Origin of the sequence: uncultured Microbulbifer sp., assembly GCF_913055755.1 — a bacterium.
In the GTDB taxonomy this organism is placed as follows: Bacteria; Pseudomonadota; Gammaproteobacteria; order Pseudomonadales; family Cellvibrionaceae; genus Microbulbifer.
In genome coordinates this window covers 19,728-42,891 of sequence record NZ_CAJXKH010000005.1, presented here as the reverse complement: position 1 = coordinate 42,891, position 23,164 = coordinate 19,728, and the positions used below count along the sequence as shown (strand labels likewise).

The 23,164-nt window shown below is 60.8% G+C and carries 19 protein-coding genes; 5 read left to right on the top strand and 14 right to left on the bottom strand.

What is annotated here, in order from left to right:
* Window positions 1-62: 62 nt before the first annotated feature.
* The 4 genes from QZ511_RS02190 to murI all read right to left on the bottom strand — a co-directional run bounded on the left by QZ511_RS02190 (window position 63) and on the right by murI (window position 8,603).
* Complete coding sequence (locus QZ511_RS02190; protein ID WP_295798379.1) at window positions 63-1,130, bottom strand: 3-deoxy-7-phosphoheptulonate synthase; 1,068 nt, start codon at window positions 1,128-1,130, stop codon at window positions 63-65.
* A gap of 329 nt (window positions 1,131-1,459) precedes the next feature.
* Complete coding sequence (locus QZ511_RS02185; RefSeq protein WP_295798285.1) at window positions 1,460-4,927, bottom strand: exodeoxyribonuclease V subunit beta; 3,468 nt, start codon at window positions 4,925-4,927, stop codon at window positions 1,460-1,462.
* Between the two features lie 57 nt (window positions 4,928-4,984).
* Window positions 4,985-7,687, bottom strand: coding sequence for a PD-(D/E)XK nuclease family protein (locus QZ511_RS02180; protein ID WP_295798282.1), 2,703 nt, complete (start codon window positions 7,685-7,687; stop codon window positions 4,985-4,987).
* Window positions 7,688-7,769: 82 nt separating this feature from the next.
* Window positions 7,770-8,603: a glutamate racemase gene (murI, locus tag QZ511_RS02175; protein ID WP_295798278.1), complete on the bottom strand. Its 834-nt coding sequence runs from the start codon at window positions 8,601-8,603 to the stop codon at window positions 7,770-7,772.
* Window positions 8,604-8,792: 189 nt separating this feature from the next.
* Between murI and rmuC the strand changes: the two genes are divergently transcribed.
* From rmuC to QZ511_RS02160, 3 genes are read left to right on the top strand one after another with little or no spacing between them, the layout of a single operon-like run.
* The gene (rmuC, locus tag QZ511_RS02170) at window positions 8,793-10,211 is read left to right on the top strand and encodes a DNA recombination protein RmuC (RefSeq protein ID WP_295798275.1); all 1,419 of its coding nucleotides are present in this window, start codon (window positions 8,793-8,795) and stop codon (window positions 10,209-10,211) included.
* A gap of 5 nt (window positions 10,212-10,216) precedes the next feature.
* The gene (locus QZ511_RS02165) at window positions 10,217-11,149 is read left to right on the top strand and encodes an AEC family transporter (protein ID WP_295798273.1); all 933 of its coding nucleotides are present in this window, start codon (window positions 10,217-10,219) and stop codon (window positions 11,147-11,149) included.
* Entirely contained in the window at window positions 11,146-11,610 is a 465-nt protein-coding gene (locus QZ511_RS02160) for a DUF2489 domain-containing protein (protein ID WP_295798271.1), read from the top strand. Before QZ511_RS02165 ends, QZ511_RS02160 begins: the two co-directional genes overlap by 4 nt.
* Before the next feature lie 184 nt (window positions 11,611-11,794).
* On the opposite strand, the gene trmA is transcribed toward QZ511_RS02160, so the two are convergent.
* Window positions 11,795-12,883: a tRNA (uridine(54)-C5)-methyltransferase TrmA gene (gene trmA / locus QZ511_RS02155; protein WP_295798270.1), complete on the bottom strand. Its 1,089-nt coding sequence runs from the start codon at window positions 12,881-12,883 to the stop codon at window positions 11,795-11,797.
* Window positions 12,884-12,999: 116 nt separating this feature from the next.
* On the opposite strand from trmA, the gene QZ511_RS02150 reads away from it, so the two are divergent.
* A complete protein-coding gene (locus QZ511_RS02150; protein WP_295798267.1) occupies window positions 13,000-13,413 on the top strand; it encodes a secondary thiamine-phosphate synthase enzyme YjbQ in 414 nt (137 codons plus the stop codon).
* Here the strand turns inward: QZ511_RS02150 and QZ511_RS02145 are convergent, their stop codons facing one another.
* The 5 genes from QZ511_RS02145 to QZ511_RS02125 all read right to left on the bottom strand — a co-directional run bounded on the left by QZ511_RS02145 (window position 13,414) and on the right by QZ511_RS02125 (window position 15,573).
* The gene (locus tag QZ511_RS02145) at window positions 13,414-13,749 is read right to left on the bottom strand and encodes a TusE/DsrC/DsvC family sulfur relay protein (RefSeq protein WP_295798264.1); all 336 of its coding nucleotides are present in this window, start codon (window positions 13,747-13,749) and stop codon (window positions 13,414-13,416) included. It lies immediately after the preceding gene.
* A 10-nt stretch (window positions 13,750-13,759) separates the two neighbouring features.
* Window positions 13,760-14,047, bottom strand: coding sequence for a sulfurtransferase complex subunit TusB (tusB, locus tag QZ511_RS02140; RefSeq protein WP_295798262.1), 288 nt, complete (start codon window positions 14,045-14,047; stop codon window positions 13,760-13,762).
* A 19-nt stretch (window positions 14,048-14,066) separates the two neighbouring features.
* On the bottom strand, window positions 14,067-14,426 hold the full coding sequence (gene tusC, locus QZ511_RS02135) for a sulfurtransferase complex subunit TusC (protein ID WP_295798260.1): 360 nt from the start codon (window positions 14,424-14,426) through the stop codon (window positions 14,067-14,069).
* Window positions 14,427-14,428: 2 nt separating this feature from the next.
* Window positions 14,429-14,821, bottom strand: a complete 393-nt coding sequence (gene tusD, locus QZ511_RS02130; RefSeq protein ID WP_295798256.1) for a sulfurtransferase complex subunit TusD — start codon at window positions 14,819-14,821, stop codon at window positions 14,429-14,431.
* A gap of 71 nt (window positions 14,822-14,892) precedes the next feature.
* Complete coding sequence (locus QZ511_RS02125; protein WP_295798252.1) at window positions 14,893-15,573, bottom strand: Bax inhibitor-1/YccA family protein; 681 nt, start codon at window positions 15,571-15,573, stop codon at window positions 14,893-14,895.
* A gap of 132 nt (window positions 15,574-15,705) precedes the next feature.
* On the opposite strand from QZ511_RS02125, the gene QZ511_RS02120 reads away from it, so the two are divergent.
* Window positions 15,706-16,254 carry a protein tyrosine phosphatase family protein gene (locus QZ511_RS02120; RefSeq protein ID WP_295798250.1) on the top strand — a complete coding sequence of 183 codons (549 nt, stop codon included), beginning with the start codon at window positions 15,706-15,708 and terminating at the stop codon, window positions 16,252-16,254.
* Between the two features lie 7 nt (window positions 16,255-16,261).
* On the opposite strand, the gene QZ511_RS02115 is transcribed toward QZ511_RS02120, so the two are convergent.
* Genes QZ511_RS02115 through QZ511_RS02100 form a run of 4 tightly spaced genes read right to left on the bottom strand, consistent with a single transcriptional unit; the run spans window position 16,262 to window position 23,086 of the window.
* The gene (locus tag QZ511_RS02115; RefSeq protein WP_295798246.1) at window positions 16,262-18,805 is read right to left on the bottom strand and encodes an endonuclease/exonuclease/phosphatase family protein; all 2,544 of its coding nucleotides are present in this window, start codon (window positions 18,803-18,805) and stop codon (window positions 16,262-16,264) included.
* A 38-nt stretch (window positions 18,806-18,843) separates the two neighbouring features.
* Entirely contained in the window at window positions 18,844-20,136 is a 1,293-nt protein-coding gene (locus QZ511_RS02110; RefSeq protein ID WP_295798243.1) for a glycosyltransferase, read from the bottom strand.
* A complete protein-coding gene (locus QZ511_RS02105; protein WP_295798238.1) occupies window positions 20,133-22,382 on the bottom strand; it encodes a hypothetical protein in 2,250 nt (749 codons plus the stop codon). The genes QZ511_RS02110 and QZ511_RS02105 overlap by 4 nt, the downstream gene beginning before the upstream one ends.
* Complete coding sequence (locus tag QZ511_RS02100) at window positions 22,382-23,086, bottom strand: TVP38/TMEM64 family protein (protein WP_295798236.1); 705 nt, start codon at window positions 23,084-23,086, stop codon at window positions 22,382-22,384. The genes QZ511_RS02105 and QZ511_RS02100 overlap by 1 nt, the downstream gene beginning before the upstream one ends.
* Between the last annotated feature and the right edge of the window lie 78 nt (window positions 23,087-23,164).

The window sequence follows — 23,164 nt, the reverse complement described above, 5'->3', positions numbered from 1 at the left end:
TACAAAAAAGCCGGCAATGCCGGCTTCTTTGGGGGCAGGTCAGGGGTTAGCCGTCGCCTGACTTATCCCTGGCGAGCCTTGAGCGGGCCGCGCAGTTGCTCGGCCATGTTCAGCAACAGGGATTCGGTGGTTTTCCAGTTGATGCACTTGTCGGTTACGGATACGCCGTATTCCATCTGGCTGCGATCTTTGTTGATCTTCTGGTTGCCGGCCTTCAGGTTACTTTCCACCATGATGCCGATGATGGACTTGTTGCCGTCCAGGATCTGGTGGGTGACGTTGTCCACTACCAGCGGTTGCAGCTCGTGGTTTTTGTTGGAGTTGGCGTGGCTGCAGTCGACCATGATGTTGGGCACCAGGCCGGCGGCTTCCAGTTCTTTCTCGCACACGGCGACGCTGACGGAGTCGTAGTTGGGCTTGTCGTTGCCGCCGCGCAGTACCACGTGGCCGTACTTGTTGCCGGCGGTGTGGATGATGGCGACCTGGCCTTCCTTGTTGATACCGAGGAAGCGGTGCGGGTTGGCGGTGGACTGCAGGGCGTTGATGGCCACTTCCAGGCTACCGTCGGTGCCATTCTTGAAGCCCACGGCGGAGGAGAGGCCGCTGGCCATTTCCCGGTGGGTCTGGGATTCGGTGGTGCGCGCGCCGATGGCGGACCAGGAGATCAGGTCCTGCAGGTACTGCGGAGAAATCGGGTCCAGCGCTTCGGTGGAGGTGGGCAGGCCCAGCTCGGAGATATCCAGCAGCAGTTTGCGGCCGATATGCAGTCCTTCTTCGATCTTGAACGAGTCATCCAGGTGCGGGTCGTTGATTAGCCCCTTCCAGCCCACGGTGGTGCGGGGCTTTTCAAAATACACGCGCATGACGATCAGCAGGGTGTCGGAGACCTGGTCCGCGAGCGCCTTGAGGCGCTTGGCATAGTCGATGGCGGCATCGACGTCGTGTACGGAACAGGGGCCGATAACCACCATCAGGCGGTGGTCTTTGCGGTCGAGGATGTCGCGCACGGCGGCGCGGCCGGCGGCTACGGATGCTTCCGCGGCGTCGCTGACGGGCAGTTCCGATTTCAGCGCTTCCGGCGTGATCAGTACTTCCTGGGAGACGACATTCAGGTCGTCGAACTGCTGCATGGTCATGTTTACGTCACTACTTGTTTCGTCGTGTATTGTGCTTTTTTTGTGGATGTTGGTTTCGTCATCTTTGCCCTGTGGCGCCTGAAGCGGCGCCGAGCGGGGCACTTATGCTAACCAGTGGTCCGGAGCAGGGCCAGTGTTTCATTTGTAACCAATTTGGGTTTTGGCTTTCACGCTGAGAATGGCTTTCTGTCAGGGCTGGCGGTGAGTTCTTAGGATATCTATTTCGTGGCCGCTCCCTCTGGCACTTTATGGGGGATGAATCTCTCGAAAACGGCGTGCAGAAATAACGGCCCCGGAATGGGGCCGTTATACACGCTCGTGGCCTACAGTGCCGGCAGTTCCGCCAGTTGCTGCAGCAGCGGGAAATACAGCGCGCAGCGAACCTGGCTCTCGCCCCGCTGGTAAAACAGGGTACGGTATCCATCCAGCTGGTTGCGATAGCGCTCGAGCTGGGCCCGGATAAAGGTATCCGGATTTTCCCCCTCGGACGGCTCCGCGGTTTTGTAGTCAATGATCCAGCGGCAGCCGTCGCTATCGATAAAGGTGCGGTCGACAATGGAGCGACGCAGCTGCCGGCCGCCACTGTGGAGTTCCAGTTCCGAGGCCGCTTCACGATGACCACTATCCAGCAGCCAGCAACCGTGCGGGCAGTGCAGGGTGCGCAGTATCGCCTGTTCGACCTTTTCCACGGCGTCCGCCAGGCGATTGCCGTTCAGTCCCAGCTGCGTGAGGCGCAGCTGCCACAGCGGCCGCAGTTCGTCGGCATTCTCTGCCGGTTCCCGTTCGCGCCAGCTTGGGTCCTGCGAGAGGGTGGCGAGGGATTCGTGGGCCACGGTGCCCGCGTGGCGGAACCAGCGCAGGTGCACCTGGCCCAGTTCCGGCAGGTTGGGTTCGTCGCTTTCACCGGGCTGGTAATCCTTCATGCGATAGCGCGCGAGGTGCTGTGCTTGCGGAAACTGCGGTTGCGACCATTGCTGCGGTAGCCGCAGCAGAAAATCGTTGTTCTCCGGTGCGCTTTCCCGCGCTTGCGCTTCCTCCGGCTCCAGCCAGTGACACCAGGGCTCAAATGGATCCAGTGCCGGCCAGATGCTGGCAAGCAGCGAGGCGGCAGCGGGCTTTTTGAATCCCTCGTCTTCTTTTTCGGACGGTTTGACGCAACCCAACAGGTGCAGGGAGTGGATGGCGCGGGTACAGCCCACATAGAGCAGGCGGGTGCCTTCGAGGCGTTCGCGCTCGCTGTTGTCGTACTTGATGTACTCGTACAGCGGGTCCTTGCCGCTGCGCGGGCTTTTCGGGGCCAGCAGAAAGCGATTGTGGGCGTCGCGGTTGAGCCAGCTGCACCAGCGCAACAGCTGGTCGCTGCCGCCGGCGCCGCCAGTGCGATCCAGCCCCGGGATCAGCACGTGGTCGAATTCAAGCCCTTTGGATTTGTGGATGGTCATGATCTGCACCCGCGCTTCCTGCGCCGGGCGTGCGAACAGTCTGTCCAGCGCCTGCTCGAATTGTTGCCAGTCGCCGATGGCGCCACCCTGGTCGAATTTTTCCAGTAGCTGGAAAAAATCCTCGACGTTGCTGAGTTCCCGTTTGTCGGCAACCGCTGCGGGGCCACCCAGGGCGATCCACACACCCTCGATCCAGACCCGCAGGGGTTTGCGCCCGCGGCTTTCCCATGCCGACCGTATTATTGGAGCAGTGCTTTGTAATCGCACGCGGCCATCGTCACTGACGCCCGCGATCCCCTCTATGGCTTCGGGTGCCAATACATTCAGCAACGGTGGAATTTTCGGGTCCCGCGGGCTCTGGTCTGCGAGTCCTGAAGTGGCAACGGCGTGAAGGTCCGGCAGTGCCAGTCCGCACCAGGGCGCGCGCAGGAGTGCCAGCCAGCTGAGGCGGTCACTGGGGTCTGCCAGCGCGCGGGTCAGGCTCAACAGGTCCAGCACCACCATTCGGCTGGCCAGTGGCGCCAGATCCTGGGCCTGGAACGGGATGCCGGCGTGGGTTAGGGCGGGCAGTACTTGTTCCAGGTGTTTTTTGTTGCGTACCAGTACCGCGATGCTGCCGTCTGGAGAGCGTTGCTGCAGCTCCTGGATCAGCTTGGCCACCTGTGCCGCTTCCCGGGTGCGCTGCTCGTCATCGATGCAGCCGTAAAAACTCACCGGCGCATCCGGCCAGCTCTGGGGTTTGAATGCCGTGGAGGTCAGGTAGCGCACCGCGCCGCGGCTGATATTGTCCTTGGGTGGGAAGGCGGCGGCGAAAGTCCGGTTTACCCAGTCCACCACCGCATTGCTGGAACGGAAATTCACCTGCAGGTTCAGCGGCGTCAGCCTGAGTTCGCCGATGCCGTGGGCGCGGGCATCGAGAAAAATGCCCACGTTGGCATTGCGGAAGCCATAGCAGGACTGCATACCGTCGCCAACGATAAACAGGCTGCGGCCGTCATTGGCCTCCCAGCCGGCAGTCAACCGTTGCAGCAGCTCCAACTGCAGTTGCGAGGTATCCTGGAATTCGTCCACCAGAATATGGCGGATCTGTACATCGAGCTTGAGTGCCAGGTCGGTGGGCTGCTCGGGATTGCCGAGCGCTACCAGCGCCGCCTGCGCCACCTCGGTAAAGTCGGTTGCGCCCAGTTGCTGGAATACCAGCTTCAGTTCCGCCACCAGCAAGGGCAGCACCTTCGACAGCGCGCGCAAAATCTGCCACTGGCTGTCGACCATACCGGCGGGCAGTTTGCGCACTTCGGTGATGGCTTCCAGCAGTTGTGGATGCTCGCCGATTTCGCCGAGCAGGGCAATCATGCGGTCTTTGAAGTCCCTGGCTTTTTCCGGATCCGGTGACTTCTTGTCGGCGGCGGGAAAGCCGATGGCCTTGGTGATGCCGCGGGATTTGCGGAAGGTGCCGGTAGTGGTGGTCAGCAGGTCTGCCAGTGCCAGCCACTGGGGCAGGGATTCGCTGTTACAGTCCGGCAAACCGGCCAGGCCCGCGCACTGGCTGATATTGTGATCCGGCTTGTCTTGCTGCAGGTTGCTGCCGGCGTAGTCCGCCAGCATCACCAGCTCGCCGGAAAAACTGCCCAGGGCGGTTTTGAAATCTCCCAGGGTTTCTGCGATCAGTTCGTCGATCACGAAGTGGAAATAGTCTTCCGCCGCGTCATCGTGTACCGACATCAGCGGCTCCAGCCACTGTTCGCGCTTCTCCAGCAGCGTCTGCAGCAAGTTGGTGACTTCCGGCAGGTTGTTGTCGAGATGCAACAGCAGGGTGGCCAGTTCGCTGTCGGGCGCGGCATTTTCCAGGCGCTTCAGCAGGTTGACGATTGCCATTTCGTAAGCAATCGCCGGTTGTTCCAGCGGTTCCCCGGGGGCGCCGAGGCCGCTGTCGATGGGCAGTTGGCTGGCGATATTGCGGCAGAGACCGTCGATGGTCTGGATGCGCAGCCGCTGCGGGCTTTGCAGCAGGTTCCAGTTCAGCTCTGCATCCCGGGCGAGCAATTGTTTCGCCAGTTGCCAGGTGGTTTTGGCGTGGGGGTTTTCCGGCTCGGCGGTGTCCCTCGCTTCCAGTAATGCATCGAGCAAGCGCTCGCGCATTTCCCCCGCGGCCTTGCGGGTAAAGGTAATCGCGAGCACTTCTTCCGGCTGTTCGCACACGCTCAGCAGCTTCAGCAGGCGCTGGGTGAGCAGGCCGGTTTTGCCCGACCCCGCGGGGGCGGATACCGCAAAACTCTGGCTGATATCCAGCGCCTGGGCGCGTTCTCTGGCATCGATGGGCTGATTGCCTGCTTGACTGCTTGCTGCCATGTTGTCGGTCGGCTGAATTGTTTCTGGGTGCATTTCCTGTTGCATATTTTTGCCTCCTTACTTCTGGCTTCTTTCCGGCCAGCGGTTCAGGGGCCACAGGGATTTCTGATTGGTGTTGTCGGCGGGGCGGTCGAAATCCAGCGCTGCGTGGCCGTTGCGGTATTCGCCGGCCAATTGCCGCAGCGCCTGTTGCCAGTGATCCAGTAATTGTGGCCACTGCTGGATTTCCGCTTCTTTATCGCGCTGGCTGTCCGCTACGGTTTTGATGCCCTTGATCGGTTCGCTGACTTCGCCGCAGCCCTGGTACTTGCACTCGCCATTGCGCACCACGCCAAAGGCAATAGCGCGGGCTTGTGGCTGGAACAGCGCATACAGGGGCAACTGGGGTTCGCGCACACGGGGCTGCAACCAGTCGCTGACGGAGGTGCTGCCGGTCTTGTAGTCGATCACCAGTTGCTCGCCGTTGGCGAGTTCATCCAGGCGGTCGAGGCGCAGGCGAAACGTCATACCGTCCAGTTCCACAAACTGTTCCGCTTCGATGCCGCGCACGCTAAATGCCGGGCGTGCGGATTCCAGTGGCAGCCACTGTTGCAAAATGTCCTGCAGGCGCTGCTGTTCCAGGTTCCAGAATGCCGGCGGCAGTTCCGGGTGTTTGGATTTCAGTTTGTCGATGGCATCGCACACCGCAGCCACACTGGTTTCGCTGCGTTGTTCATCACTCATGTGTGCGAGCGCGGCAGCATCGCCGCAGCGTTGCCAGAACGCCGCGAGCATTTCGTGAATCAGGTTGCCGCGCTCGGCGGCGCTGAGGCCAATACCCGGTGGCTGGAACTGCTCCGCCCCCAATCGATAAACCAGTTGCGCATTCAGTGGACACAGCGCCTGGGCCTTGAGCACGCCGGCACCGCCGCGGACCTGTTTGCACTCTTCACTTTTGAGCGGCGGCATGTGATCGTCGATGACGGACTCCAGTGCAGCAGCCTGTTCCAGCTGTTGCAGGTGTTCGGTGAGTGCGTCATGGGAGAGTGCTGTGCACTCGTCGCCGGTCGGGAACAGGGCGCTCAGGGATTGCCCGACGCCGTCCTGCTCGCAGGCGTAACTCACCACCTTGTCTTCAGAGGCATTCAGCAAGTCGGCGGTGAGTCCCTGGGCCAGCTCCAGTTCGCGTTCGGCGGATGCCCGCGGCATTTTCCGCTCCTTCTGCCACTGCACCGGCAGCATCGGGTTGGGTGCCGGTGGTGGCGGCCACTGTTGCTGGCCAAAGCTGACCAGGCGCAGGTGATCGAAGGCGAGACCGCCGGCCTCCAGTACCCCGAGGATCTGCAGCGGGCCGTCGCGGGTCTCTGCCTGGAACGGCAGGCGATTGGCAATCTGGCGCAGGATGTTCAGTGCCTGGTTGAGCGACAGGTTGCCACCAAATCCGGTGAGCCCGGCAAAGTCTTCCAGCGCGGATTCCCACAGCATCAGTTGCTGGTATTCCTGACTGTTGGGATTGCGCGTACCGGGCCAGCCGACAAAGGTCAGCAGTTCGGAAAAACGCAGCGCCCAGATTTCCGCCGGTGCCCGCTGCCAGCGCCTGGCCCAGTCACCCAGCTGGTTCAATTGTGCGGGCAGGGCACTTTCCGGTGCGATTTCGCTAGCGAGCCGTTCCGCCCAGTGCCGCAGGGTATTGCCGGCCACCTCGCGCAATTCCAGCTTTTGCAGCCGACGCAGGAGCGCACTGCGCAGGTGCTGTTCCTCCGCGGTGTTGGTACTGCCCCAGTAAGGGTTGAACAGCAGATTGCGCAGCTGGCCGTAGTCAAAGCGGTCGCGCAGGGTTTCCAGCAGCAGCAGCGACGCATTGCCGATGGGGGTTTTTGCCAACGGGGTACCGGCGGAAAAGTTGAACGGCAGCGTGTAGGCGGGGGAGTCCGGCTGCAGCCACTGGGGCTCCAGTACCCGGGCAAACACCCGTTCCACCAGCGCACGGCACTGCCCGAGGTTGTTGACCACGATGCCGATGCTGGCGTCGGGGTTGTGTGCGAGTTTTTCCGCGGCCCAGCGGGCGGCCTGGTGCAACTCATCTTCCAGGTTGTGGCAGGCCGCAACCTGCAGGCTGCCTGGTCGCTGCAGGGTGCCGAACTGCTCCACCTTGGCGGCAGCAATGTGCACGATGTGTTCCGCCAGCGGTGAAATCTGGGTGAAGCCTGCCAGTGCCAGCATGGGCAACGGTTTCAGAATGCCTTCAACAAACGCACGCGCAATCAGCAGGTCGCGCTGATCGGTAGTGATGGCGTTGCGCTCGGCGAGTTGCCGGTGAAATTTCGGCAGGATTGCGAACAGCGGGTAGTCGTCTTTACTGAGCGCAAACTTTTCCAGATGCGCAGCGAAAACCGCATCGGCGTCTTCCAGCTCGGAAATGATACGCCACTGGATCAGCTGGGCCAGGGCGCTGTCGCAATTCGCTGCCAGTTGCTGGGTATTCAGCAGGCCGCGATCGAGACTGTCCTCCACGCACTGCTGCCAGATCAACTGTCGCTGTTCTCGGTTCAGCACCATTTTCAGTGCCGGCTGCCAGCGTTGTTGTTGCAATTCGAACCAGAGTTTGTCGAGCCAGCCTTGCAGCGATTCTACCGCGGGCGGGGCCCAGTTTTTTGCCGTCTGTGCCGCACCGTAAACCTGCTGGCAGCGATTGCGCAGGCGGTTCGTGGGAGTCAGCAGCAGGCCGCCCGCGGGCAGCTGCTGGAGAATATCTTGTAAGGCAAATGCCGGTTGCAGCATAAGAGGGTGCTTGTTGTTGTATTGGTTTGGGATCGGACCAAGGAAATCTATTCCCGGGCCCGGCTCGCGATCTTGGTCTTGATCAGATTCTAACGGGGAAGGGCTGCAGTCGGTAGGTCAGGGGGAACTCGCCGAACGCCGCAATAATTTTTCCACTTGTGTCTTCCGCGCTGGTGAGCAGCAGGCCGGGCTCGGCGCGCTCTGCCGGCAACTCGAGTTGCTGCAGCCACCACTGCACGCGGCGGGCGATGGCATCGCCGGAATCGAGCCAGTCGATCGCGCGCGGCGCCGCCGCCGCAAGCTCTTCCCGCAGCAGCGGGAAGTGGGTGCAGGCGAGCACCGCGGTGTCTACCTTGTCGCCACCCGGGACCTCGAAAATCCGCGCTATCACCGGTTGCAGTGCCTCTGCACTGATGGTCTCACCGCGCAACTTGGCTTCCGCCAGGCGCACCAGTTCCGGCGCCGGCACGTTGATGACCTCGGCCCCGGTGGCAAACTCTTCAATCAGTTGGCGGGTGTAGTGCCGGTTTACCGTGCCCTCGGTCGCGATCAGGGCAATGGTGCCACTGCGGCTCTGGATCGCGGCCGGTTTGATTGCGGGGACCACGCCCACTACCGGTTGTTTGAGGGCATCCCGCAGCCCGGGCAGCGCCAGGGTGCTGGCGGTGTTGCAGCCGACCACCAGAATATCCGCTCCACTGGTGGCCATCATTGCGCTGGCAACTTTGATGATGCGCGGGCGCAGCGCTTCTTCGCTCTTGGTGCCATAGGGGTAGAAGCCGTTGTCGATACCGAAATGCAGGGTGAGGCCGGGAATCTGCCGGCGGATTTCCCGGGCGATACTGATGGCGCCGACGCCGGAATCGAATATCAATGCGCTGGGGGCCTTGTTAGAATGGCCGCTTCCATTGGGCATATTGAAACCTGTATTCCTCTCTAACTCCGTTACCCCGGTAGCTCTGGCGAGCCTCCGTAACCCGGTAAGAACCCCGTTCTGAACGGAACAAGGATACCCCAAAGGGGGAGGGGACCGGCAGGTCAAATTACTTGCGCCAACCGCCTCTCGCAGGCTGACTGGCTTCTCATATCAGTTTAAGAGATTTCTATGATCGCGTTTCCCCTTCAGGTCACACTTGAGCAGACAATACTGGTAGCGGTGGTTGTACTGGTGGTGCTGGGACTGTCGGTGTGGTGGGCGCGGTCGCGACTTGCACGGGCGGTGCAGTCACTGAAGTCCGACTGCCAGCTGGCCGAGGCCCAGCTGCAGAACTGCCGCGAGCGCGAGGCCCAGCAGGGCGTCGATATCCAGCAGCTGCGCACGGAGCTGGACAACAAGTCACAGCAGTTGGCCCGCTACCAGGTGCTGGTGGAGAAAAACGAGGCGGCGCTGGCGGAGCAGCGCCAGCAGCTGGAACAGACCCGCGCGGCCATGACCCAGCAATTCGAAAATCTGGCCAACCGGATCTTCGAGGAAAAACAGCAGGCCTTCGTGCGCCGCAGCGAAGACAGCCTGCGCAAGAGCCTGGACCCACTGGAGCGCCAGCTGGGGGATTTTCGCAAGCGGGTAGAGCATGTCTACGACCGCGAAAACGCCGAGCGCAACAGCCTGCTGGGGCAGATCAAGGCGCTGCGGGAACAGACCCAGCGAATCAGCGACGAGGCCCTCAACCTTACCTCCGCGCTGAAGGGCGACCGCAAGATCCAGGGCAATTGGGGCGAGGTGGTGCTGGAGCGTCTGTTGGAAGAGTCCGGCCTGCAGAAAGGGCGCGAATACGAAACCCAGGTGACCCTCAAAGACAGCAACGAGGAAGGGCGACGCCGCCAGCCGGACGTTATCGTGCGCCTGCCGGAAGGCAAGGACCTGATCATCGACTCCAAGGTGTCGCTGGTGGACTACGAGCGCTACAGCTCCGCCGAGACCGACGAGGATCGGTCCCAGGCGCTCAAGCAACACGTAAACTCCCTACGGGCGCATATCACCGGCCTGAACAAGAAGGCCTACGAATCCCTGGAGGGCGTGCGCACGCTGGATTTCGTCTTCATCTTCGTGCCCATTGAGGCGGCCTATATGCTGGCCATGCAGGCGGATCCGGACCTGTTCCGCTTCGCTTATGAAAAACAGATCGTGCTGGTCAGTCCCACCAGCCTGATGGCCACCCTGCGCACGGTGGAAAATATCTGGCGCTACGAAAAACAGAACAAGAACGCGGAAAAAATCGCCGCGGAAGCGGGCAAGCTGCACGACCAGTTTGTACTGGTACTGGAATCCCTGGATGTATTGGGTAATCGCATCCGCCAGGCGGACGAGGCCTACCAGGAAACCTGCAAGCGCCTGAGCACCGGCCGCGGCAACGCGGTAAAACGAATCGACAGCCTGCGCAAGCTGGGGGCCAAGACCCGCAAACAGATCGCCGCCGATATGCGCGAGAAGGCAGAGACCAGTTCGAGCGCGGCACTGCCGGATAAAACTGCGGTAGAGGACGAGACCCAGGACCTGCTGGAAGCCGAGAGCGAGGCGGAATAAGGGGGATGGATACCTTCGCCTTTGCGATCTCGGTCACCGGGCCGATCTTCCTGACACTGCTGATCGGTTACGGGCTGGCCTGGAAGGGCCTGCTGTCGGACGCGTTTGTGGATGGCGCCTCCCGGCTGGTATTTCTGGTCACGCTGCCGGCACTGCTGTTTTTCAATATCTTCGCCTCCGATGCCCGTCTCGGTGACGAGTGGCCGCTGCTCGCTGCCGGCCTGATCGGCACTGTCGTGACGGTTCCGCTCGCCTGGCTGGCGGCGCGGCCATTGGAATGGGGCGACCGCAGCGCGTTTATCCAGGGGGCCTTTCGCGGCAACTTGGGAATCATCGGCCTGGCCTGGGCGGCAAATGCCTACGGACCCGCCGGGCTCGCCCAGGCGGCGCTGCTGATGGCCGTGATCACCATTTTCTACAACGTGGCGGCGGTGGCGCTGTTTGCGGTGTACAGCCAGAAAGCCACTTTCAGCTGGTCCAAACTGCTGAAGGATATCGCCAGAAATCCGCTGATCGTTGCCATCGTGCTCGCCCTCATTGCCAAGGGTGTCGGACTGAAACTGCCGCAAATCCTAGTGCAGACCGGTGACTATCTCGCATCGATCACGCTGCCGCTGGCGCTGTTGTGTATCGGCGCCAGCCTGGATCTCAGCATGCTGCGGCGCAGCTCCTTCGGCGCCTTTGTGGCGTCGGGGTTCAAGCTGCTCGTGGTGCCGGTGGTGCTGCTGGCATTCGGCTGGCTGTTCGCGTTGCCGCCACAATCCATGGCCATCCTGTTCCTGATGGCCGCATCGCCTACCGCCGCTGCGTCGTTTATCATGGCGCGCGCTCTGGGGGGCAACAGCCAGCTTGCCGCCAACATCGTCGCACTCAGCACCCTGTTTTCCATTGTTACCGCCAGCCTCGGGCTGGCGCTGTTGAAGGTATATTCTCCATGACCGAGGTTCCTGTGTGGATTCTGGTAATCGCAGCCCTGGTAATCGTCGTACTCTCCGCGATTGCCACTTACTACGTACTCGAGCTGCGCAAGGTCAGAAAGGTGCAGGCGCAGAAACTGGCCGAAATCGAACTCGCTGCCAATGAGCAGCGGGACCGGGTGAATACCAGTATCCAGATCATTGCCAAAACCCTGCTGGATGAGGGCGTCGGCCTTACCGAAGCCTCCATCCGCATCCGCGTGCTACTGGACTCACTGCAGGTTGGGGCCTCGGTGAAGGAAGAGTTTGTGGCCTTTTACACCATCGCCGACAAGACCAGTCATATTCCGATTCTCGAGGACTGGAAGCAGCTGACACGCAAGGAAAAGTTTGCGTTCGAGAAAGAGATGGCGCGGGTGGAAGATGAGTACCGGGATTTTGCGCTGGATGCGGCCAAGCGGATTCTGGGTCGCAATTTCTAAAGGATTTATTTAACGGCGCTGATAAGTAAATTGTCGGCGATTCGTTGAGGTGCCGGTGGTGGGTACATATTTGCGAAACCTTCGAAAACAGGGACGTTTTCGAAGAGCCCCCATGGATGGGTTCACGGCGTGTCTCGCAAATATGTACCCGGCAGCGGTACCGCCACCGGACTGCGTCGAATCGTTATTTGCGCACCAGAAGAACGCCCGACTCGGTGTGATCCGTATAGGGAAACTGGTCAAAGATCGCAAACCGCTCCACCCGGTGGGTCCTGGTCAGTTCTTCCAGATTCTCCAATTGCGTCTGCGGATTGCACGAGATGTACACGATGCGCGGAAAGCGCGCGACCATCGCGCAGGTGTCGGTATCCAGACCGGCCCGCGGCGGATCCACCAGCACCGTGGAAAAATCGTAGCTGTCCAGGTCAATATCCTTCAGTCGCCGGAACGGACGCACCTTGTCGATCGCCAGGGTAAACTCTTCACTGGATAAGCGCACGATGGCCAGGTTCTCCACGCCGTTTGCGGCGATATTTTCCTGTGCCGCATTCACCGACACCTTGGAAATTTCCGTCGCCAGCACCTTGTCAAAATGTTCCGCCAGCGGAATGGTGAAGTTGCCATTGCCGCAGTACAGCTCCAGCAGATCACCGTCCGCGTCTTCGCAACAGCTTTTGGCCCACTGGACCATCGAGCGGCAGATATGGCCGTTAGGCTGGGTGAAACTGCCTTCAACCTGTTTGTACTGGTAGACCCGGCCGTTGATATCCAGCTTTTCGATCACATAGTCGCGGTCGAGTACCAGCTTTTGTTTGCGGGAGCGGCCGAGCACCGGAACGCCGAGGTGATCCTGCAGGGCACGTGCCTCCTGTTCCCAGACTTCATCCAACGGCTTGTGGTAGATCAGGGTAATCAGTGCATCACCGCTCAGGGTGGTCAGGAACTCGCTGGAGAACAGGCGTTTGCGCAGGATTTCGCTATCGTTGATCGCTTCCAGCAGCGGCGGCATTAGTTCGTTGATCCGCTCGGAACCGACGGTAAACTCCTCGATGATAAACGGCTTTTTGTATTCGCCCTGTTTGTACATGGCGTAATCGACGCGACCTTTTTCCTGCCACATCTTGAATTCGGCGCGCAGCCGGTAGTGGCTGGGCGGTGAAGTGAAGACTTCGGGGGTGCGCTCGGTAAACGGCTGGTAGGCCTGGCGCAATCTGGCTACTTTTTCATCCAGTTGTTGCTGGTAGTCGTCGGTATTTACGCGGTGCAGTGCCATAGTTACAGCCAGTGTTTGCCCAGGGAATGCCTTGTCGGCGGTGGATGCGGGCGCGGATTATAGCGAATACGATGCCGAGTTAAACGTTGCTCATTGATCGATAAGGAGTACCAGATATGGCGCTGGGCCAGCTTGAGATAGTAGTGCACGGGCAGGGACTGCACGAGTTCACCAATGAGGTTCATCGCTGGCTGGCGGGTCAAAACCTCTTTGGTAGTGGCTTGTGTACGCTGTTTATCCAGCATACCTCCGCCAGCCTGCTGATTCAGGAGAACGCCGATTCCAGTGCGCGGGTGGACCTGGAAAACTGGCTGAACCGGCTGGTGCCGGAAAATGACCCTTTGTATACCCATACCCTGGAAGGCCCGGACGATATGCCGGCGCATATCAAGGCGTCGCTGACCGCTTGCAGCCTGGGTATCCCCATGGAAGACGGTCGTCTGATGCTGGGCACATGGCAGGGGATCTTTTTGTGGGAACACCGCCACCACCGCGGCAAGCGGCGGGTGATTGTGCAGGCGGGCAGCTGATTACAGGCAGTTGGTGGGCTTGGGCAGGCCGGCGATTTTGCTGCCGACTTTGGCAGGACTCGGCGGGAACAGCTGCATCAGGTAGATGCTTTTGCCCTTGTCCGGACCCAGGTGCTGGCCCACATATTTGACCAGTGGTCGCATTGCCGGCGACAGCTCGAACTCGCGGTAAAACGACTGTAACAGTTGCAGCACTTCCCAGTGGGCTTCGGTCAGTTCGATGCCCTCGCTACGGGCAAGCGCCGTCGCGACGTCAGGCGTCCAGTCTGCCAGATTGCGCAGGAAGCCTTCTTTATCCAGCGGGATTTCGCGCCCCGCAATCTCCAGATTTTTCATGCTATGTCCGTCACTTGAACCAGCTGACGATGGGACGGTATTCGGTGCACAGTGCGACCCAGCGCGCTTCGTCGATCTCGTCCACGGTTGCGGTTACCGCCACGCCGCGGGCTTCCGCGTCCGCCCTGAGGCAAAAAACGGCTTTTCCCGCAAAGTCCTGCAGCTTTTCGCTACCCGTTTGTGCCGCGTACACCCCATCCTCGATCAGGACAATGGCATCGCCATTGCCACAGGTGCGCAGGCAGTCTGCCAGTGCACTGGAAGAGTAGGGGGATTTACTGACGATATGTAGAGTCATTTGGGTTGGTGCCTGCGGTTCAGAAGCTCAGGACGTGATCAAAGCCATCGATAAATGCCGTGGTATTTTCCACCAGCTGAATCTCCGCGCCGGGCAGCTCTATCGCGACCGGGTCTATGCCCCGTTGTTGCAGGCTCGCTCGGCAGATATGCAGGGTCTCCACGCCGAACATGGGCAGGGCCTGGATATTGCGCCGCAGGTTCTTTTCGCCAATGCCCTCGGGGCTCTGCTGTACCAGCTGGAACACGCCGTCGCCACAGAACAGCACTGCGGGTGTCTGGTCCATGGCTGCCGCCGCGAGCACTGCCTCCAGCCCTTCGCGGGCGAGAGCATTGCCATAGGGGGCCTGGCGACAGAGGGCGAGAATGCTTTTACTCATGCTCAACCTCCAAAGGTCACGACGCGCTCACACACCGCCGCCGCTTCCGCCAGTTGCCCGAGACCGGCCAGTGTAAAACCCGTGGCCAGGTTGGCGGCGGACTTCTCCAGTCGGGAGGCCTCGCTCTCGCTCAACAGCCCCCGGCGCTGGGCGGCGGCAATACACACCACCAGATCGAGGTTGTGGGCCTGCTGCAGCCGTTGCCACTGGCCGAGCAGGTCCTGCTCGTCCTGGGGAGGTGCCGCCAGTGCACTGCCGTTGTGGACGCCGTCGCCATAAAAAAATACTCGGTACAGGCTGTGGCCGGCTTCGAGCAGCGCGCGGGCGAAGCGCAGGGCGCTGGCGGCGCCTTCCGAGGCGTGGGGGGCACCGTAAACGACGAGGGTGAATTTCATGGGTTCAGCTGGCCTGCAAATAAAAATGCCCCGCGAGGCGGGGCACTGTGTAAACCGTTTCCGCGGGCTGATCAGTCGTCGGAAGCGAAGCCGATGATGTGCAGCAGGCTGGTGAACAGGTTCAGAATGTTCAGGTACAGGGAGGTGGTTGCCATGATGTAGTTGGTTTCACCACCGTGCACGATACGGCTGGTGTCGTACAGGATGAAGCCGGAGAACAACAGGGCGATCACGCCGCTCAGGGCTACGCTGGCCAGCGGCATGTGCACGCCGAAGAAGCCGGCAATCATCATGCCAATGGCACACACGAGTACCGCAATCAGACCCACGAACAGGAAGCCGCTCATAAAGCTGAAGTCTTTGCGGGTAGTCAGCACATAGGCAGACAGTGCGAAGAAGATCAGCGCGGTGGTGCCCAGGGCCTGCATTACGATCTGGCTGCCGCCAGACAGGCTCAGGTAGTGGTTCAGCATTGGCCCGATGGAGGCGCCCAACAGGCCGGTAAAGGCGAATACCACACCGATACCGGACGCGGAGTTGGCGGTGCGCGGCAACACGAACCAGACCAGCGCGAGGGCGCCCAGTGAACACATCAGGCTCACGCCACGGCTCATCTCGATGGCCATTGAAAATCCAGCAGTGACTGCGCTGAACAGAACAGTCATGGCCAACAGCGCATAGGTGTTGCGCAGTACCTTGGCGGCGTCCGAGCGTTCCAGCGCTTGGGACTGTGTATAAACTTGGGGCTGCATTAGCGTCTCCTGCTAGTGATGTTGCAAACTGTCCGAATCATATCGCCAGTGGTTTCGACCATCAAGTAGGCGTTAGGTTCGACGATAGGGTGAATTCTGGGGCAAAATAGCGCGCCAACTGGAGGACGTAAAATGAAATTGCTCAAAGTGCTGGTCGCCCATTGTTTTTTCACCCTGGGCCTTGCCGCTCCGCTGCTCGCAGCGGCAGAGGAAGCAAGCCAGGTCCCCTTCGGGGATAAAGTGGGGACGGAAATCACCAATTACAATCGCCTGCGCCCGCTGATTGCCACTGGTGGCAGTATAGATCTCGCGCGTATCGATACCATTGCAAAGCTGGGTTTCAAGACCATCGTTGACCTGCGTACCCCGGAAGAGGGTGTCGCGCAGGAGAAGGCCGCGGTGGAAGCTGCCGGTATGCGCTACCTGAACCTGCCGGTGGACAAGGGGGTGCCTTCGGAACAGGTGATTGCGGGCCTGAGCGCAGTGCTGGCGGACAACTCTGCGGCGCCGGTACTGGTGCACTGTGGTTCCGGTAACCGCGTGGGCACTGCATGGGCTATTTACCGCGCACAGTCCGGTGTTCCCCTGGAAATCGCCATTGAGGAGGGCAGGGCCGCCGGCATGCGCGATTCCCGTGAGCGCCAGGTAAGGGCGCTGCTGGCAGAACCCGTTGCCGAATAACACGCAATCAGGAGTCGGCCCCGGGTAGCTTCAGGTCGACGATAAGGGGCAGATGATCCGATGCCAGCCGCGTGAGTTCGTTGCGCGGCACATGGATATCGGTTACCTCGACTTCCTGGTCGACAAACACATAGTCGATACGTGCCTTGGGCAGCCGGCTGAAAAAGGTGCCCAGGGGCTTGTGACCGGGCAGTTTCAGCTGTGCATCCGCCAGTACGCTGCCGAGGCGCTTTATCTCCGGTGACCCTGGCAGCGCATTGAAGTCACCCACCAGTACCCGCGGCCGCCCGCAGTCTTCACTGCCCATCCACTCCTCGCTCAACAGTGCCTCTACCTGGCGCATGCGTTCGCCCTTGGACAGCCCGAGGTGGCAATTGAATATCTGCACCGGCACTCCACCGAACTCCACTTCCACCCAGAGCGCCCCGCGGGGTTCTGCCGGCCCGAAAAAGCGCGGTTGCATGTGCGGCCCGGGGAGAATGCCTTTCTTTATCAAGCGCAGGGGTAGCTGGGTGAGGATGCAATCTCCGTAGCGTTCGTCTTCCATATGCATGGCGGGCTGGAAGTGGCAGTCCATGGCCAGCAGGCGCGCGATCTGCTTCGCTTGGTCGATACCACCGGTGCGCTGGCGCCGCACATCCACTTCCTGCAGAGCGACCACGTCTGGCGAATAGCGGGCGATGACCCGGGCAATGCGCTCCGGCGACAGTTTGCCATCCATACCCCGGCAAATATGCACGTTGTAGGTCATGATTCGCAGGTTGTTGCTGGGGTGGTAACGGGCGCTGCGCAGTACAGAGGATGTGGCAACCGGTTCCGCTTTGGGTTGCTCTGGTGTCCCTTGCTGAGCTGCTGGGCCTGCCGGTTGCGCGGGCGGTACATAAATCGCGGGGGGGGATTTCAGTTTTTGTGCCGGCTGCGCCTTGAGGAATTTCAGCGCCGCCTCCCTGATATCCTTCGGTCGCCAGTACTCTCTGCCGTTTTCCTCAAAGTGGATGTCGCCGGGCATCAGCGCAAACGCATGGGTTTCGTTGGGCGCAGCGCCGCCGTGGCTGCCATTCTCTATGGCGAAGCTGAGACTTTCGCTGCCCGCACACCAGCCGCTGATGACGAAATCCCCGGCATCCGGGTGGCGGCACAGGTTGGCCAGATCCTCCACCGCGTCATCCACAAACGGGTGGTCCTCGCCGAGCACTTTGCGGCCGTCGCGGGGCAGTTCGAAGGCGCCGTCGGCCCACCAGCCGCGGATTTTGCTGGGGCCGGTGCCGTCACTGTGGTCCTGATAGAGGATCATCGGCACCCGGGTCTTCTCTACGATCAGTCGCGCGATTTCCGCCTTGGTGGCGCCGTTGCAGTCCACGTTGTAGAGCAGCGCCAGCGGGCCCATTGCGGAGAGCGCCATGGGCAACTCACCTTCACGCAGTTTTTCCGGATCCTCGACGGGAAACAGCTTCTGAATCCACTGGCCGCCAAATACCCGTATACGCTGCAGCTGTATGCCTCTCTCGCCACTGGTGCGATAGCCGTGGGGGCTCTTCGGGAGTTCGTTGAGCGCAGCCGTAATCGCGTCCGCCAGGGGGCGGCCATGCAGTATCTCGTAGGGAATGCTGTCTTCCTGACCGTGGTCGGAATAGATCCACACGTCGTAATGGCGCCGGGAAGAGCGGTGCGCTGCGCGCCAGATACGGGCAATGGCATCGTCTATGCCTTTGAGGGTCCAGTGGGCAAAGGCGGAGCTGGGACCGCGCCGGTGCGCCTGCTCGTCGTAACCCAGCAGGTTGATATAGATAACCGGCAGGCCGCGCGCGATATCTATCTTCACGCCAACCGTGGACAGTTCCCGCATCAGAATGGTGATGGCGATGCGTGTGGGAATAAACAAAAGTTCGCGAATAAAGTCCTGACCGCTGGTGAGCCCGCGGAAAAAATCCACCACGGAGAGCATAAATTCCAGCAGTAGCAACCCTGCGGTGCGCACCAGGCTCCACAGGTTGGTAAGCATCAATACGATGAGGGCGAGCGGTCCCGCATTCTTGAGGGTGGGACCCCAGCCCTGGGATGCCGGGCAGAAGTGGGCCTCGTCGTGTTCCGCCCCGGCACGGTACACGCTGACATAGCAACTGCCCTGTTGCAGCAGGGGTTCCTGGCCAATTTCTTCCAGGTGCTTCTCCACCTGGGTCGCCGCGTTGGATTCATACATGCGCACCATTTCCTGGGATTCCTGGGACATAAAGCCGAACGCGGGCACAGCGGCTTTTACCCCATAGAATATTTCCGCCTGCACCGCCGGGGTGGTGGCGGGCACGCCGGAGTACATGTGGTCCAGGTGATAGTGCTCCTTTTTCATCAGTTTTTTCAGGAAGGGCATCTTGCCTTCGGCAAGCGCCTTGTCGAGCTGGGGGCGGGCGAGGCCGTCAATCTGGATCAGTACCAGGGCGGGGGCGTCGGGTTCGCGCTCGTTGATCTGCAGCTTCAGCATGCGCGCCAGCCACTCGCTGCGACTGATTCGTCGCCGCCAGCGCCGGAGGGAGCTTTCTATGCGCGTCAACATGGGCTGCTAGTTCCGTTTCTGATGCTTATGCCTGGTGGTCAATAGTGGCTGTTGTCCTGGGGTGGGTGGGACTGATCCAGGGCGGCGCTGGCGGCACCGGTGACCCCCTCGATGATTTCCCACTGCGCGCCGATCATGTTGCGCAGGCGCAGCCACTGAGCATAGAGGGAGTCGTCCAGCGGCCAGTGCTGGTGCACCAGAGACTGGTAGTGGGTCAGGGCCGATTCCGCACAGTTCTCCATGGAATAGTTGTCTGCGGTCTGCAGGGCTTCCCGCTGCAGGCTGGCCTGTGTTTCCGGTGGCTGCTCGAGCATCCACTGTAAGGCGCTGATCATTTCCCGCTCGGAATGTTTGAGCACCAGGCGGCCGTTGATGCGATCCTCAACCACTTCGCGACTGCCGGTAGCATCCAGTGCGACCACCGGCACACCGGCGGCCATGGCCTCGGTCAATACCATGCCCTGAGTCTCACTGGTGGAAGCGAAGGCGAATACATTCATGGCGCTGTAGGCATCCCGTTGTGCTTCCCCCTGCAAGGTTCCGGTCATATGCAGGCGGTCCCCCAGGCCGTGCGCATCGAACAGATTCCGGATTTTCGACTGCATCGGCCCGGTGCCCACCACCAGGAAATGGGTGTGCTCATTGCGCTGGATAAATTCCAGCACCACGGCGGAAAGGAATTCGAGGTTCTTTTCTGCCGCCAGGCGACCGAGGTGTCCGATCACATAGGCGGACGCAGGAATGCCGTACCGGCTTCGGGTCGCGGCGCCGTTGCCATTGCGGTAGTTTTCCAGCTGCACGCCGGTGGGCACGACGGCAACCGGTGTTTTGACGCCGCGCTGGCGCAACAGGCTGGCGATGCTTTCGCTGGGGGCGAATACCAGGCTGGCGAGATTTGCATAGCGCGTGGCCAACTCGATCACAAAGCGCTTCAGCGCTTCTGAATCTGCGGGGACATAGTGGGTGTAGCGTTCGTAGAGGGTGTGATGGGTAAATATCAGGGGCAGCTCGCGGCTGCGCGCCACCCGCAGTGCGGTCATGCCAAGCAGGAACGGATGATGGGAGTGCACTATATCCGGCTCGAAATCGTCCAGCCGTTCACTCAGTTCACCGGATAGTGGCAGGGCTACGGAAAAGTCGCTGCCGTTGAAGTTCTGAATGGCGGGGATTCGTACCACCCCCTCTTCAGAGGGAATCTTCTCGGAAAATTCCGGTGCCACAACCAACACCTGGTGTCCCCGGCGCCGGTATTCCCGGGTGAAGGCATCCACCGAGCGCGCAACACCGCCCACGTGAGGCAGGTAGGTGTTGCTCAGCATCACAATATTCACAGAGGGGACAACTCCATCATTTCCACGCCTTCTGGCACTGTAACTGACTTGAAGCCGAATGCGCGAATTTCAATGGTGGGTGCCTTGTGGTGCCATTTGCCCGAGAAAGAAACACGCGGGCGCTCTCCCGGGGTGATTTCCAGGGAAATCTTGCCGAAATAGGTGGGTGCGGGGCCGAAGCGGATGGGCTTGTTTGCGTTCGCATCCGCGAGCCACTCCGGGGGCAATCCTGAAGCCAGAATCAACCGCTCACCTTCCTCGCGCACGAAACAATTGCGCTGCATCGTTACCCATTCGGCCGCAGCCCACGCGTGCTGGCCGTCACCCATACAACCACCAAAGGAATGCGGGTGAATCGCCTCCGGCCACTGTCCGGTGGGTGATGCCAGTTTCGCCACATTGCGCATCAGCTCGATGCAGCGCGGATCGCCGGCCCGCAGCAGTACCTGGGCTACATGGATGGTGAGGTAGGCGTTGATTCCCGAGTGAATCATGTCCTGGAAAAATCCTCCGGAAACGAAACAGTTTTCCAGCAGGAATTCCACCAGGTCGAGCAGCCGGGGATCGTCTTCCGCGTACAGCCGCAGTGGATAGCCCGCGGCGATAGAGCCGATGGCACCGGCGTCCAGCCGCCGCTTGGGCGAAGCGGGCATTGCGGGGCGCCCCAGGCGCTGTTCGGTTTTTTTCAGTGCTTCGTCGACCGTGAGCATGAAGTCGTCGGCATGGGTCTGGAACCTGTCGGCGTCGCCGTGGTGACCTTCGCGACGACAAATGGCTACGGAGGCCAGCTGACCGGCGATGCCCCAGAAATCGTCCCAGAAATAGCAGTCATTGGGCCCCAGGTGTTCCGCGCTGAACCCCGCGGGCAGCAGGCCGCCGGTCAGGCTGCCGTCTTTCGGCAGGCGCTTGTCGTCCACCCACTGTGCGCCCCGGAGTACCGGGTCCAGCCACTCCGGCTTCAGTTTGCTGTTGGTTATGCGGCAGTACTGGTCGATGATCCAAAGCGCCTCGCCATTGGAGTCCCACTCGCCGTCCTGGGAGTGGAAGTAGCCATTGCGCTTCTGGCGCGATGGAAAGCGCTCCAGTGCGCGTTCCGCGCGGTCCAGCAGTCCCGCGTGCAGCAGCGACTGGATCATGAAGGCGGCATCGCGAAACCAGAAGCGCTTGTAGGTATAGGGGCCCGGGTACACGTCGTGGGGCGAATGCAGGATCAGCGAGCGCACCGCAGCGTCGTACAGGAACTGCATCTGCCGGTCGGGTACGCTCATGGCGCAGTGCTGTTGCAGGTTTTCTTTCCAGCTGGTGCGCGCGTTGCGGCTGGTGAGCTTGCAGTGTTGTGGAATGGTGATCAGGGTGTCGACGCTCTCACCGGGCTCAATGCGAAACAGCGCCGCGGCAGTGGCCATTCCCACCTCGCACTCCGCATGGGTCTCGTTGCTGTCGTCACGCAGGTACAGGGAAATATCCCCGCGGCGGTAATCGGACGCGTGGTGCCGGTCTACCGGGCGGTCAAAAAATACGTTGTCCGTGCCGTCCACCAGCCACTGGTCGCGATTGTCGCCGAGGGTAACTTTGTTCACAAAGGCGACCCCTTCCGGGTTGCAGGGGCGCAGGGAGACCACCAGCCAGCCACCGCTATGGTGCTGGGCGCGCAGGCGCATATGGCAGTTGTTGCTGCGTTCACTCAATTCGGCCCATACCCGGCTGTCCAGTTGCGCAGATTCCGTGGAGGATGTGGTGACAATTGCCACACCCGTGCTGTCGTCGAGTGCCAGCTGTTGGTCGACATCATCCCGTTTCGAGGGATAGAGGGCGCTGCCGTCGTCGCCGATGATCCAGCTGTCGATGGACCATCCGTCGTAGTGTGGAATCAACAAACCGCGGGGATCGACAATGGGCATTTCTTCGCTGTCGGGGACGCCGACAGCGGTCCAGTTGCGATGGCTGAGGTTGCAGTGGGTAATGGAAAACGCCCGCGGGATAAACGAGACGTCGGCGGGATCAAACTGGCGTTCGATCCAGTAGGGCCAGACCCAATCCAGGTTGTGCTGGATCACCTTGCTGTTGATCAGTGCCCGCGCGTGAAAAATTGCGCCCGCGCGCAATAACTCAATGGGTTCACTGACCTCGGATGGCTCGGCAAAGCGCTGCAGCCGTGCCATCAGGGTGAGGGGATCGAGAAAACCGTGTGATGTGGCGAATTTGCGTACGAAGAACCGCCACGGAAGCCATTTCATCCAGGGCATCAGAGTTCTCCTTCGTCGATTTTCTGGTTGAGTGCCCGGCGGGCCATCCGGGTAAGGCCGATGATGGCAAAAATTGCCAGCAGGAATCCCAGCCCGTACAGGGCCCACTCTATCGGGGTGCGGGTATCTCTATCGCTGCCGATACTGGCGATATCCGCCGCAATAGAGCCCACGTAGACGTTGTGCACCGTAATCGGAATGATCCCCAGCAGGTTGCCGAGAACGAAGTCCCGCAGGCGCAGCGGGGTGAGCCCGAAAAAGTAATTGGACAACTTGAACGGAAACAGCGGCACCAGCCGCGTCAGCATGATCATGCGCCAGCCTTCATCGCGCACTATCTCGCCCAGGTTTGCCGGTTTGATCTTGGACATCACCCAGGCAGACGCGCGCTTGCTGAACAGGTAGCGGGAAATCAGGAAGGCCAGGGTGGCCCCGAGCACGGTGCCGGCTACCACATAGAGCGTACCTTTCAATACACCGAATACAAAGCCCGCGCCCATGGTAAAGATCACCCCCGGGACCAGAAAAATGATCGCCGCGGCGATGATCAGGATAAACCAGAGTCCGGCTTGCCAGCCCAGGGTGTCGAGCCAGTGCAGCAGGTTGAGGATCTCGTCGTCCAGATTGAAGTGATGCAGGACCGCAAGCACTATGGCTACGGTGGTGGTACTGATGACGATCAGCCAGAGTGGGGAAAATTTCACGCCATATATTTCCGCTGGGCTCGGTCCCGTAATGGCGGGATACCTGAAATTCGAGTTGTTGAGTCTACGAAGCACCTA

Excerpts from the sequence above, each read along its gene's own strand:
- QZ511_RS02190 (WP_295798379.1), bottom strand. The coding sequence starts at position 1,130 with ATGCAGCAGTTCGACGACCTGAATGTCGTCTCCCAGGAAGTACTGATC.
- QZ511_RS02185 (WP_295798285.1), bottom strand. The coding sequence starts at position 4,927 with ATGGCAGCAAGCAGTCAAGCAGGCAATCAGCCCATCGATGCCAGAGAA.
- QZ511_RS02180 (WP_295798282.1), bottom strand. The coding sequence starts at position 7,687 with ATGCTGCAACCGGCATTTGCCTTACAAGATATTCTCCAGCAGCTGCCC.
- murI (WP_295798278.1), bottom strand. The coding sequence starts at position 8,603 with ATGCCCAATGGAAGCGGCCATTCTAACAAGGCCCCCAGCGCATTGATA.
- rmuC (WP_295798275.1), top strand. The coding sequence starts at position 8,793 with ATGATCGCGTTTCCCCTTCAGGTCACACTTGAGCAGACAATACTGGTA.
- QZ511_RS02165 (WP_295798273.1), top strand. The coding sequence starts at position 10,217 with ATGGATACCTTCGCCTTTGCGATCTCGGTCACCGGGCCGATCTTCCTG.
- QZ511_RS02160 (WP_295798271.1), top strand. The coding sequence starts at position 11,146 with ATGACCGAGGTTCCTGTGTGGATTCTGGTAATCGCAGCCCTGGTAATC.
- trmA (WP_295798270.1), bottom strand. The coding sequence starts at position 12,883 with ATGGCACTGCACCGCGTAAATACCGACGACTACCAGCAACAACTGGAT.
- QZ511_RS02150 (WP_295798267.1), top strand. The coding sequence starts at position 13,000 with ATGGCGCTGGGCCAGCTTGAGATAGTAGTGCACGGGCAGGGACTGCAC.
- QZ511_RS02145 (WP_295798264.1), bottom strand. The coding sequence starts at position 13,749 with ATGAAAAATCTGGAGATTGCGGGGCGCGAAATCCCGCTGGATAAAGAA.
- tusB (WP_295798262.1), bottom strand. The coding sequence starts at position 14,047 with ATGACTCTACATATCGTCAGTAAATCCCCCTACTCTTCCAGTGCACTG.
- tusC (WP_295798260.1), bottom strand. The coding sequence starts at position 14,426 with ATGAGTAAAAGCATTCTCGCCCTCTGTCGCCAGGCCCCCTATGGCAAT.
- tusD (WP_295798256.1), bottom strand. The coding sequence starts at position 14,821 with ATGAAATTCACCCTCGTCGTTTACGGTGCCCCCCACGCCTCGGAAGGC.
- QZ511_RS02125 (WP_295798252.1), bottom strand. The coding sequence starts at position 15,573 with ATGCAGCCCCAAGTTTATACACAGTCCCAAGCGCTGGAACGCTCGGAC.
- QZ511_RS02120 (WP_295798250.1), top strand. The coding sequence starts at position 15,706 with ATGAAATTGCTCAAAGTGCTGGTCGCCCATTGTTTTTTCACCCTGGGC.
- QZ511_RS02115 (WP_295798246.1), bottom strand. The coding sequence starts at position 18,805 with ATGTTGACGCGCATAGAAAGCTCCCTCCGGCGCTGGCGGCGACGAATC.
- QZ511_RS02105 (WP_295798238.1), bottom strand. The coding sequence starts at position 22,382 with ATGCCCTGGATGAAATGGCTTCCGTGGCGGTTCTTCGTACGCAAATTC.